12 protein-coding genes, 1 tRNA gene and 1 pseudogene are annotated in these 11808 nt (G+C 61.3%); 7 read left to right on the forward strand and 7 right to left on the reverse strand.

The window, feature by feature from the left end; translation table 11 throughout:
* The first annotated feature begins 13 nt into the window (after positions 1-13).
* Both choW and choV read left to right on the forward strand, forming a co-directional pair.
* Entirely contained in the window at positions 14-862 is an 849-nt protein-coding gene (gene choW, locus EKA13_RS15110; RefSeq protein WP_176717430.1) for a choline ABC transporter permease subunit, read from the forward strand.
* Entirely contained in the window at positions 859-2037 is a 1179-nt protein-coding gene (gene choV, locus EKA13_RS15115) for a choline ABC transporter ATP-binding protein (protein WP_065760218.1), read from the forward strand. Before choW ends, choV begins: the two co-directional genes overlap by 4 nt.
* A 46-nt stretch (positions 2038-2083) precedes the next feature.
* Here the strand turns inward: choV and hisF are convergent, their stop codons facing one another.
* From hisF to EKA13_RS15145, 6 genes are all read right to left on the reverse strand, one after another.
* A complete protein-coding gene (gene hisF / locus EKA13_RS15120) occupies positions 2084-2854 on the reverse strand; it encodes an imidazole glycerol phosphate synthase subunit HisF (protein WP_065760219.1) in 771 nt (256 codons plus the stop codon).
* Positions 2855-2864: 10 nt separating this feature from the next.
* A complete protein-coding gene (gene hisA, locus EKA13_RS15125; protein WP_007921811.1) occupies positions 2865-3602 on the reverse strand; it encodes a 1-(5-phosphoribosyl)-5-[(5-phosphoribosylamino)methylideneamino]imidazole-4-carboxamide isomerase in 738 nt (245 codons plus the stop codon).
* Positions 3603-3644: 42 nt separating this feature from the next.
* The gene (locus EKA13_RS15130; RefSeq protein ID WP_065760220.1) at positions 3645-3905 is read right to left on the reverse strand and encodes a DUF2164 domain-containing protein; all 261 of its coding nucleotides are present in this window, start codon (positions 3903-3905) and stop codon (positions 3645-3647) included.
* Complete coding sequence (hisH, locus tag EKA13_RS15135) at positions 3905-4543, reverse strand: imidazole glycerol phosphate synthase subunit HisH (protein WP_065760221.1); 639 nt, start codon at positions 4541-4543, stop codon at positions 3905-3907. The genes EKA13_RS15130 and hisH overlap by 1 nt, the downstream gene beginning before the upstream one ends.
* Positions 4543-5136 carry an imidazoleglycerol-phosphate dehydratase HisB gene (hisB, locus tag EKA13_RS15140; protein WP_010221320.1) on the reverse strand — a complete coding sequence of 198 codons (594 nt, stop codon included), beginning with the start codon at positions 5134-5136 and terminating at the stop codon, positions 4543-4545. The genes hisH and hisB overlap by 1 nt, the downstream gene beginning before the upstream one ends.
* A gap of 187 nt (positions 5137-5323) precedes the next feature.
* Positions 5324-6982 carry an OFA family MFS transporter gene (locus tag EKA13_RS15145; RefSeq protein ID WP_065760222.1) on the reverse strand — a complete coding sequence of 553 codons (1659 nt, stop codon included), beginning with the start codon at positions 6980-6982 and terminating at the stop codon, positions 5324-5326.
* A gap of 223 nt (positions 6983-7205) precedes the next feature.
* Here EKA13_RS15145 and panM point away from each other — a divergent pair, with 223 nt between their 5' ends.
* The 5 genes from panM (at position 7206) to EKA13_RS15170 (ending at position 11442) form a co-directional block, all read left to right on the forward strand.
* Positions 7206-7613, forward strand: a complete 408-nt coding sequence (panM, locus tag EKA13_RS15150; RefSeq protein ID WP_065760223.1) for an aspartate 1-decarboxylase autocleavage activator PanM — start codon at positions 7206-7208, stop codon at positions 7611-7613.
* A gap of 91 nt (positions 7614-7704) precedes the next feature.
* Positions 7705-9942: an AsmA family protein gene (locus EKA13_RS15155; protein WP_065760224.1), complete on the forward strand. Its 2238-nt coding sequence runs from the start codon at positions 7705-7707 to the stop codon at positions 9940-9942.
* Positions 9939-11006: an A/G-specific adenine glycosylase gene (gene mutY / locus EKA13_RS15160; protein WP_065760225.1), complete on the forward strand. Its 1068-nt coding sequence runs from the start codon at positions 9939-9941 to the stop codon at positions 11004-11006. The genes EKA13_RS15155 and mutY overlap by 4 nt, the downstream gene beginning before the upstream one ends.
* Complete coding sequence (locus EKA13_RS15165; RefSeq protein ID WP_065760226.1) at positions 11003-11275, forward strand: oxidative damage protection protein; 273 nt, start codon at positions 11003-11005, stop codon at positions 11273-11275. Before mutY ends, EKA13_RS15165 begins: the two co-directional genes overlap by 4 nt.
* 91 nt (positions 11276-11366) lie before the next feature.
* Positions 11367-11442: transfer RNA gene (locus EKA13_RS15170), tRNA-Phe, on the forward strand.
* 128 nt (positions 11443-11570) lie between these two features.
* On the opposite strand, the pseudogene EKA13_RS15175 reads toward EKA13_RS15170, so the two are convergent.
* Positions 11571-11729: pseudogene (locus EKA13_RS15175) on the reverse strand (IS3 family transposase); the annotation flags it as partial.
* Positions 11730-11808: the final 79 nt, after the last annotated feature.

The raw sequence follows: 11808 nt of genomic DNA on the forward strand, positions 1-11808 counted from the left end.
GTGGACGCTCGCTATCATGCTGATCGATCATAAACTCCCACTGGGCCAGTACATCTCGGCATTCGTCGAATGGTTGACGCAACACGGCGCCAACTTCTTCGATGCTTTCGCCTCCGCACTGGAACTCATGATTCATGGCGTTACCGGCGCCCTGACCTGGTTCAACCCCTTCATTCTGATCGGTCTGTTTGCCTTGATCGCTCACCTGATCCAGCGCAAATGGGCACTGACAGCGTTCGTCGCCCTGTCGTTCCTGTTGATCCTGAACCTGGGCTACTGGCAGGAAACCATGGAAACCCTGGCCCAGGTGCTGTTCGCCACCCTGGTCTGCGTGCTTATCGGTGTGCCACTGGGCATCGTCGCTGCGCACAAACCGATGTTCTACACCATGATGCGACCGATACTCGACCTGATGCAGACCGTGCCGACCTTCGTTTACCTGATCCCTACCCTGACCCTCTTCGGGCTGGGTGTGGTGCCCGGGCTGATCTCGACGGTGGTGTTCGCCATCGCCGCGCCGATCCGCCTCACCTACCTGGGCATCTGCGACGTGCCTCAGGAGCTGCTGGATGCCGGCAAGGCCTTCGGCTGCTCACGTCGCCAATTGCTCTCGCGTATCGAACTGCCCCACGCCATGCCAAGCATCGCTGCCGGCATCACCCAATGCATCATGCTGTCGCTGTCGATGGTGGTGATTGCGGCGCTGGTGGGAGCCGATGGCCTGGGCAAACCCGTGGTCAATGCACTGAACACTGCCGATATCGCCCTGGGCTTCGAAGCAGGCCTGGCGATCGTACTGCTGGCGATCATGCTCGACCGTATCTGCAAACAACCCGAAGTACCGGTAAGGGGTGAAGCATGAGCATCATTCGCTTCGACGAGGTAGACGTTATCTTCTCCAAATCACCGCGTGAGGCCCTGAGCCTGCTGGACCAAGGCTTCACGCGCGAACAGATCCTGAAGAAGACCGGCCTGGTGGTCGGCGTGGAAAAAGCCAGCCTGGAGATCAACAAAGGCGAGATCTGCGTGCTGATGGGCCTGTCCGGCTCAGGCAAGTCGAGCTTGCTGCGCTGCATCAACGGCCTGAACACAGTCAGCCGTGGCAAGCTGTTCGTTGAACACGAAGGCTCGCAGATCAACATCGCTTCCTGCACCCCGGCTGAACTGAAGATGATGCGCACCAAGCGCATTGCCATGGTGTTCCAGAAATTCGCCCTGATGCCTTGGCTGACCGTGCGCGAAAACATCAGCTTCGGCCTGGAAATGCAGGGCCGCCCTGCCGATGAACGACGCCGGCTGGTGGATGAAAAGCTGGAACTGGTCGGCCTCACCCAGTGGCGCAACAAGAAGCCCGACGAGCTCTCTGGCGGCATGCAGCAGCGGGTCGGCCTGGCCCGCGCGCTGGCCATGGACGCCGACATCCTGCTGATGGACGAACCGTTCTCGGCCCTTGACCCGCTGATCCGCCAAGGCCTGCAGGACGAGTTGCTGGAACTGCAGCGCAAGCTGAGCAAGACCATCGTATTCGTCAGCCACGACCTGGACGAAGCCCTGAAGCTGGGCAGCCGCATCGCCATCATGAAAGACGGCCGGATCATCCAGTACAGCAAGCCCGAGGAGATCGTCCTCAACCCGGCTGACGACTACGTGCGAACCTTCGTCGCCCACACCAACCCGCTTAACGTACTCTGCGGCCGCAGCCTGATGCGTACCCTGGACAAGTGCAAGCGGATCAACGGTTCGGTCTGCATTGACCCCAGTGTCGACTCGTGGCTGGACCTGGCTGAAGGCAACACCATCAAAGGTGCACGCCAGGGCGTCAACGGGCTGGACTTGCAGAACTGGAGGCCGGGAGAGGCTGTGGAACAGCTGGGTCGCCGGCCGACCCTGGTCAACGCCGGTATCGGTATGCGCGAAGCACTGCAGATTCGTTACCAGACCGGCAACAAGCTGGTCCTGCAGGAAGGCAACCGCGTGGTGGGTATCCTCGGCGACAGCGAGTTGTATCACGCCCTGCTGGGCAAAACCCTGGGGTGAAAGCTATCGCGGGCAAGCCCCACAGCTTGCCCGCGATGGAGGACTGTCAGCGAACGACAATCCCCTGCTTGGCCATAAAAGCCTTGGCTTCCGGCACGGTGTACTCACCGAAGTGGAAGATACTCGCAGCCAGCACAGCGCTGGCGTGGCCTTCAAGAATGCCGTCAGCCAGGTGCTGCAGGTTACCGACACCGCCCGAGGCGATCACCGGAATACCCAAGGCATCGCTGATGGCCCGGGTAACCCCCAGGTCAAAACCGCTCTTCATGCCGTCCTGGTCCATGCTGGTCAGAAGAATCTCACCGGCACCCAGGCCTTCCATCTTCTTCGCCCACTCCACCGCATCCAGCCCGGTAGGCTTGCGCCCGCCGTGGGTGAAGATCTCCCAGCGCGGGGCTTCGCCCGGTGCCGAGACCTTCTTGGCGTCGATGGCGACAACGATGCACTGCGAACCGAAATGCGCGGCAGCCTCGCCGACGAACTCGGGGTTGAACACCGCCGCCGTGTTGATCGAAACCTTGTCGGCACCGGCATTGAGCAGGTTGCGGATGTCCTGCACCGTGCGCACGCCGCCACCGACAGTCAGCGGGATGAACACCTGGCTGGCCATGCGCTCGACAGTGTGCAGGGTGGTGTCACGGCCATCGACGCTGGCCGTGATATCGAGGAAGGTGATTTCGTCGGCGCCTTGCTCATCGTAGCGCCGAGCGATTTCCACCGGGTCACCGGCATCGCGGATGTTCTCGAACTTGACGCCCTTGACCACACGACCGTTGTCGACGTCCAGGCAAGGGATGATGCGTTTGGCCAGCGCCATGGCGTTCTCCTCAGCCTTGGTAGCTGTCGCAGAAGGCTTGCGCCTCGGCGACATCCAGGGTGCCTTCATAGATCGCCCGGCCGGTGATGGCGCCGATGATCCCCGGAGCCTTGGCATCGAGCAGGGCCTTGATGTCACCCAGGTTGTGGATGCCACCGGAGGCGATCACCGGGATCTTGGTGGCTGCGGCCAGGGCGGCGGTGAACGGTACGTTGCAGCCCTGCATCATGCCGTCTTTGGCGATGTCGGTGTAGACGATGGCCGAGACGCCGTCGGCTTCGAAACGCTTGGCCAGGTCGATCACCTGCACCGAGCTGACTTCAGCCCAGCCGTCGGTGGCGACGAAGCCATCCTTGGCGTCCAGGCCAACGATGACCTTGCCCGGGAAAGCGCGGCAGGCTTCGGCCACGAATTCAGGCTCTTTGACGGCCTTGGTGCCGATGATCACGTAGCTCACGCCCGCCTTGACGTAGTGCTCGATGGTTTCCAGCGAACGAATGCCGCCGCCGATCTGGATCGGCAGGTTCGGGTAGCGCTTGGCGATCGCGGTGACCACTTCGCCGTTGACCGGCTGGCCCTCGAAAGCACCGTTCAGATCGACCAGATGCAGGCGCCGGCAGCCACCCTCAACCCATTTGGCGGCCATGCTCACCGGGTCATCGGAAAACACCGTGGAATCTTCCATGCGGCCTTGGCGCAGACGTACGCAAGCACCGTCCTTGAGATCGATAGCGGGAATAATCAGCATCTGGAAAACCTGTCTAATCGGTAAACAGCGATGCTCGGGAAGTCAGTTCTTCTCGAGCGCCCACAGGTCGCTTTCGATGCTCTCGAACCGCTCCTTGAGGTGCAGCTGAACATCGGCAATCGCCCTGTTGTAGTAGTGTGGCGCAATCTCTTTGCTGAACAGGTCCAGGACCTCAGCCACCTCGAAAGAACCCAATTGCAGCTCGAAACGGTCTTCGAGAAAGCGCTTGAGTACGTCCAACGCTTCGCGCTCCTGTTCGGGCGCCAGCGTCAGGATCGGGGCCTTGTTCCTGGCCTTGCTCATTACCAGCGCCCGTCCCAGGCCGCGAAGTTCTGCAGCAGCTGCAGGCCATGGGTATGGCTTTTCTCCGGATGGAACTGCACGGCGAAACGTGAACCATCGGCCAGCGCTGCGGCGAAATCGACGCCGTAGTGACCACGACCGACTACCTGCACAGCCTTGCCGGCCGTGACGTAGTAGCTGTGGACAAAGTAAAACCGCGCCAGGTCCGGAATGTTGTGCCACAGCGGGTGGTCGATCGTCTGCTCGACTTCGTTCCAACCCATGTGCGGCACTTTCAGGTGTTCGCCGTCTTCGTGCAGGTCCTTGCCGAAAAAGCGCACATTGCCCGGGAACATGCCAATGCAGTCAACGCCGTCGTTCTCTTCGCTGTGCTCCAGCAGGGCTTGCATGCCCACGCAGATGCCAAGGAAGGGACGGTCCTGGCTGACTTCCTGCACCAGGCTGTCGAAGCCCAGGCGGCGGATCTCGGCCATGCAGTCGCGAATCGCGCCTACGCCGGGAAACACCACACGGTCAGCCTCACGGATGACCGCAGCGTCGCTGGTGATCAGTACCTTGCCAGCGCCAACGTGCTCCAGGGCCTTGGCCACCGAGTGCAGGTTGCCCATGCCATAGTCGATAACGGCAACGGTCTGCATTACAGGCAACCCTTGGTGGAAGGCATCTGGCCAGCCATGCGCTCGTCCAGCTCGATCGCCATGCGCAGGGCACGGCCGAAGGCCTTGAACACGGTCTCGATCTGGTGGTGGGTGTTGTGCCCACGCAGGTTGTCGATGTGCAGCGTGACGTTGGCGTGGTTGACGAAGCCCTGGAAGAACTCCTGGAACAGGTCGACATCGAAGCCACCGACCGACGCACGGGTGTACGGCACGTGCATCTGCAGGCCTGGGCGACCCGAGAAGTCGATGACCACACGCGACAGGGCTTCATCGAGCGGCACGTAGGCGTGGCCGTAACGACGGATACCTTTCTTGTCGCCGATTGCCTGGCTGAATGCCTGGCCCAGGGTGATACCGACGTCCTCGACCGTATGGTGGTCGTCGATATGCAGGTCGCCCTTGCACTCGATGTCCAGGTCGATCAGCCCATGTCGGGCAATCTGGTCGAGCATATGTTCCAAGAAGGGGACACCGATATCGAATCGGGCCTTGCCACTGCCATCCAGGTTGATCGAGGCCTTGATCTGGGTTTCCAGAGTATTGCGCTCGACGGAAGCCTTACGTTCGACCATCACCTGCTCCGCGAAATCATTGGGCGAAAAAGGCGACCATTATAGGCCCAGATACGCTCGGCTTGAAACGAACATGACGCATGGCAGGGAATTTCTGCCTGCCTTGCAGGGAGCTTGATCGCCGACAAGGCCGGCACCCACCGGTCATTGTGCATGCCCGAAGGTGCCGGCCCTGCTGGCGAGCGGCTTAATGGAACAACGCGGCGGTCTTCTGCAGCGTCGCCCAGACGCCCCAGGCCAGCGGAATACCGACGACCAGCCAGGCCAACAGCACCAGCGGCATACTCGCCGGTGAGGCGTGCCATTCCAGTGCCTTGGCGCTGGTGATGACGTGAGCCTGCGAGCGCTTTTCCTCGGCGGCCAATTGCTCGTCGGTCATGAAGTGCTTGTCGGCTACCGGGCGCACGAGGGCATTGCAGATGAAGCCCAGTACCAGCAAGCCGGCCAGGATGTACAAGGTGATGTCATAGGCGGCTGCCCGCTCGACCCCGATGCTCAACTGGTACTCACGCAAGTAGTTGACCAGCACCGGCCCCAGCACACCCGCCGCCGCCCAGGCGGTCAGCAGACGACCATGGATTGCGCCGACCATATGCGTGCCGAACAGGTCGGCAAGGTAGGCCGGCACCGTGGCAAAGCCACCGCCGTACATGGAGAGGATGATGCAGAACGCCGCCACGAACAGCACCACATTGCCCAGGTGGCCCATGTTCGGTACCAGCGCATACAGGGCGAAGCCCAGCGCGAAAAAGGCAAAGTAGGTGTTCTTGCGGCCAATGTAGTCGGAGAACGAGGCCCAGAAGAACCGTCCGCCAATGTTGAACAGGCTGAGCAAGCCGGTGAAACCGGCGGCAATTGCGGCGATCTGGCTCAACTGCGCAGTGTTCAGCTCGCTGAAGCGCAGGTCGTTACCCAGCAACTTCCCGGCAAACACCTCCTGCAGCAGCGGCGAAGCCATGCCGAGGATACCGATACCCGCCGAGACGTTCAGGCACAGCACCAGCCAGACCAAGGCAAACTGTGGGGTTTTCCAGGCCACGCTGACATGCACATGGCGATGGGTAATCATCGTATTGCTGGCTTTTTTCTGCGGTGCGACCCAGCCCTCGGGCTTCCAGCCAGTAGGCGGTACGCGGTACGCCAACGCGCCGCCGATCATGAAAACGAAGTAAATCGCAGCCATCACCACAAAGCTCTGCCACACGCCGACCCCTTCAGGGCTGGCGAAATGGTTCATCAGTGCCGCCGCCAGCGGGGCACCAACCATGGCCCCGCCACCAAAGCCCATGATCGCCATACCGGTGGCCATGCCGCGTTTGTCTGGGAACCACTTGATCAAGGTCGACACCGGCGAGATGTACCCCAGCCCCAGGCCAATACCGCCAATTACCCCGGAACCCAGCCACATCAGCCACAGTTGGTGGGTGTACACACCCAACGCCGAAATCAGCAGGCCGCCGCACCAGCACAGCGCTGACACCACACCGGCCTTGCGTGGCCCGGCGTGCTCAAGCCAACCGCCCCAGATCGCAGCCGAACAGCCGAGAAAAATGAAAAACAGCGTGTAGATCCAGCCCAGCATCGAGATCGGCCAGTCACAGCTCGAGGAAAACGCCTGAGCCAGAAAACCCATGTCTGCCGAGCAGGCAACCGGCGCACTGATACCAATGGCCTTGGACAGCGGCAACCAGAACACCGAAAAGCCGTAGGCCATGCCGATACACAGGTGGATCGCCAAGGCTGCCGGCGGCACCAGCCAGCGGTTGAAGCCCGGCTGGGCGATGATGCGCTCCTTGGACAAAAAGCTCGGTGCAGGAACAATCGCACCTGCCGTAATGCTGCTCATTTATTGTTTTCCCTTATCGATCTGGACGGTTCGCAGGCCCCACATCCGCCCTCGACCTTGGCGCACGCGGGTAGCGAACGTTCTAGCGGCAGGCAATCAGTAAAATGCGGCAAAACGCTACACAGGCACCTGAAAACCGCGAAAGGGTACCATTTGCCGGGCTCACTGAAAGCAATCTGATATCGTCCTTTTTTAGTTAACTGACCTGTCACGAGGAACCTACATGCCTGTCGTTGTCGAAGCCGTGCGTACACCGAGCCAACAAGACCGGCTGGACCTGGCGAAGATCTACGCCGATGCACCTGCCGATCTGTTTGCCCCTGGCGAAACCGCCGAAGCCTGGTTGGCCGCAGCCTTGGCCGACGGCAGCCTGATCGCAGCGCGGTTCAACGATCGTCTGCTAGGCGCTGCCCGCCTTACGCGTCAGCATGACGCCTGGCGCCTGTCGCACTTGTGCGTGCGCAGCGTGACGCGTCGACGCGGGGTGGGCCTGCGATTGGTCAGCGAAGCACAGCGTATGGCCCGCGAAGCCGGGCAAGCTCTGCGCTTGCAGGCCACGACCAAGTGCGCGGCCATTCAGGCGCTGGCAAGCCAACTGGACCTGCCGCTGGAGCTGTCCGCAACCGTATAACGCTAGGGAACGCACTTAAACCGGCAACCAAATGCGCAGCGCTATACTCTGCGGCTGAATTTTCTAAAAATCGGACTACAAGGACTCGCCCATGAAAGCGTTCGGCAAAATCCTGGGGCTGGTAATTCTCGGGTTGTTGCTGATCATTGTGGCTCTGGGCTTCGCCCTGACCCACCTCTTCGATCCCAACGACTACAAAGACGAGATTCGCCAGCTGGCTCGCGACAAGGCCAACATTGAGCTGACCCTCAACGGCGACATCGGCTGGAGCCTGTTCCCCTGGCTGGGCCTGGAACTGCACGACGCCAGCATCGCGACCCTGAACACCCCGAAAACCCCGTTCGCCGACCTGAAGATGCTTGGCCTTTCCGTGCGCGTGCTGCCCCTGCTGCGCCGCGAAGTGCAAATGAGCGATGTCCGGGTCGAAGGGTTGAACCTGACCCTGGCCCGTGACAAAAACGGCCACGGCAACTGGGAAGATTTCGGCAAGCCGTTGCCAAGCACCACCCCCGCCACAACCACGACGCCCGCTACCACGGCCACACCGGCACCGGCCGAAACCAGCCACCCCGCCACGGCCAACGAGCGCCCGGTCAAGCTGGACATCGACAGCCTCACCGTAAACAACGCCCGAGTGCAGTACAGCGATGCACGCAACGGCCAGACCTTCAATGCAGACAGCATCCAACTGAGCACGGGGGCGGTGCATGAAGGGGTCGACATCCCGCTGAAACTCACCGCATTCCTCAGCGTCGGCCAGCCAGTGCTGCGCGCCCGCACCGAGCTCAACGGTGAACTGCGCTTTGACCGCGCCCTCAAGCGCTACCAGCTCGAAGACATGAAACTCACCGGTGAAGCCTCCGGCGAGCCGCTGCAGGGCAAGACCATGACCTTCGCCGCCCAGGGCCAATTGCTGGTTGACCTGGCCGCCAATGTCGCCGAATGGAACAGCCTGAAGGTGTCTGCCAACCAACTGCGCGCCCTCGGCGAGCTGAACCTGCGCGACCTGGACAAGGCACCGAAAATCACTGGCGGCCTGTCCATCGCCCAGCTCAACCTGCGGACCTTCCTCGACAGCATCGGCTACCCCCTGCCAGCGATGACCGACACCACCGCCCTGAGCAAATTCGAACTGGTCAGCCGCCTGCAAGGCAGCAGCACCAGCCTGGCCCTGGAAGACCTGACGGTAAAACTCGACGACAGCACCTTCAGCGGTCGGGTAGCCATCGACGACTTCGCCAAACAGGCCCTGCGCCTGCAGCTCAAGGCCGACAAGTTCGATGCGGACCGCTACCTGCCGACTAAAAGCGAAACCGCCGCCAGTGCCAGCGCCGCACGCAAGGCCGAGGTCAAAGGCAAGGAAGCCGGCGCACTCGCCGGTGGAGGCACCACGCCGTTGCCGGACGCGCCGACTCAAGTGGCCTGGAGCAGTGACACCCTGCTGCCCGTGGAGCGCCTGCGCCAACTCGACCTGCAAGCCGACCTGAACTTCGGACTGCTGACCCTGAAAAAACTACCGATCGAAGACGCCAGCCTCAAAGCCAGCGGCCAGGGCGGCTTGCTCACCCTGGAAACCCTGCGCGGCGGCCTGTACAACGGCGACTTCGAGAGCAAGGGCAAGCTCGACGTGCGCCCGGCAATCCCGCAGATCGGCCTGAACACGCAGATCAACCGGGTACCCGTGGAACACTTCATCAAGGGCGAGGACGACAGCTCGCCGCTCAAGGGCCTGCTCGACCTCACGAGCGACCTGACCGCCAGCGGCAACAGCCAGAAAGCGCTGATCGACACCCTCAACGGCAACGCCAGCTTCGCCATCAACAACGGCGTGCTGGTCAATGCCAACCTTGAACAACAACTCTGCCAAGGGATCGCCACACTCAACCGCAAGGCATTGAGTGGCGAGCCTCGCGGCAAGGACACCCCATTCGAGGAACTCAAAGGCAGCCTGGTACTGCGCAATGGCGTGGCCAGCAACCCGGACCTGAAAGTGCGGATTCCTGGCCTGACCGTCAACGGTGCCGGCGACCTCGACCTGCGGGTGTTGGGCATGGACTACCGCGTTGGCGTGATCATCGAAGGTGACAAGCGCGACATGCCCGACCCGGCCTGCCAGGTCAATTCACGCTACGTCGGCCTTGAGTGGCCACTGCATTGCCGTGGCCCGCTGGAGCTGGGCGCCAAGGCCTGCCGTGTCGACAAGGACGGCCTGGGCAAGGTGGCGGCGAAGCTGGCCGGTGACAAACTCAGCGAAAAGATCAACGAAAAGTTAGGCGATAAGGTATCTCCAGAATTGAAAGACGCACTCAAGGGGCTGTTCAAGCAATGAGTCCCGAGCAGTTCTCCAGTGCCGTACTGGAGTGGTACGACCAACACGGCCGCCACGACCTGCCCTGGCAACAGGACATCACCCCCTATCGGGTGTGGGTGTCGGAAATCATGCTGCAGCAGACCCAGGTGAGCACCGTGCTCAACTACTTCGGGCGCTTCATGGACGCTCTGCCGACCGTTGAAGCGCTGGCCGCAGCAGAGGAAGACGAAGTGCTGCACCTGTGGACGGGCCTGGGCTACTACACCCGCGCCCGCAACCTGCAGAAGACCGCGAAGATCGTTGTCGAGCAGTACGCCGGCGAGTTTCCCCGAGACGTGGAAAAACTCACCGACTTGCCCGGTATCGGCCTGTCCACGGCCGGTGCCATCGCCAGCATCAGCATGGGCCTGCGCGCGCCGATCCTCGACGGCAACGTGAAACGGGTACTGGCCCGCTACAGTGCCCAGGAGGGCTACCCCGGCGAGCCGAAGGTAGCCAAGGCGCTGTGGGCCACCGCCGAGCGTTTTACCCCGCATAGCCGGGTGAACCACTACACCCAGGCGATGATGGACCTGGGCGCCACCCTGTGTACCCGCAGCAAGCCCAGTTGCCTGCTCTGCCCGCTCAAACGCGGCTGTGAAGCGCACCTGCTCGGCCAGGAAACCCGCTACCCGCTGCCCAAGCCGCGCAAAGCCCTGCCACAGCGCAGTACGCTGATGCCCCTGCTGGCCAACCGTGAAGGCGCGATCCTGCTTTATCGCCGGCCTTCCAGCGGCCTCTGGGGCGGGCTCTGGAGCCTGCCCGAGCTCGATACCCTGACCGACCTTGAGCACCTTGCCGAACAGCACCAGTTGACCCTGGACAGCCGTCAGGCACTGAGCGGCCTGACCCACACCTTCAGCCACTTCCAGTTGGCCATCGAACCCTGGCTGGTACGCGTCGACAGCAGGGGCGAGCACGTGGCCGAGGCCGACTGGCTCTGGTATAACCTCGCCACCCCGCCGCGCCTGGGCCTTGCCGCCCCGGTGAAAAAGCTGCTCAAACGCGCAGCCGATGCCTTGAATTCAGGAGAGTCGTCATGACCCGTACCGTAATGTGCCGCAAGTACAAAGAAGAACTGCCAGGCCTGGAGCGCCAACCCTACCCAGGCGCCAAGGGTGAAGACATCTTCAACCACATCTCGCAGAAAGCCTGGGCCGACTGGCAGAAACACCAGACCATGCTGATCAACGAGAAGCGCCTGAACATGATGAACGCCGAAGACCGCAAATACCTGCAGGGCGAGATGGACAAGTTCTTCTCCGGCGAGGACTACGCCAAAGCCGAAGGCTACGTTCCACCGGCCGAATAACCCCGTAAAACCGTAAGCGACGGTATTAATTAAAAATTTTTTCAAAACTTGCTTGACCTAAGTCCGAAAAAGCCTTTTAATGCGCCCCGTTGCCCAGATAGCTCAGTCGGTAGAGCAGGGGATTGAAAATCCCCGTGTCGGCGGTTCGATTCCGTCTCTGGGCACCACTACTTCTAAACCCCTGACTCCTAATGGTTTCAGGGGTTTTTTATTTTCAGCGACCGCAGCTATATGAGCCATCAGATGGACGTGGCCAAGCTATCCATGCATCGTGACTTGGCACGTTTTGTAGTGGTCAACTGATCCCGGACACTGCGTTAAGTTTTTCCTCAGCAACAGCGGGCGCCAGCCCGCTGTTGAACTGATGCGGTCGCTGCCAGTTGTAGCGCTGCATCAAAAACCGACCGATATCCTGCTGTGCCAGCGATGCGCTCATGTAGCCCACTGTTGGTACACTATAGTGGATCCACCTTTTGAGACAGTGACTACGGGGTAGTTTAAGCTGTCGTCCTCGAAAGGATGACAGCAAATGG

The organism is Pseudomonas defluvii (assembly GCF_001695625.1).
GTDB lineage: Bacteria > Pseudomonadota > Gammaproteobacteria > Pseudomonadales > Pseudomonadaceae > Aquipseudomonas > Aquipseudomonas defluvii.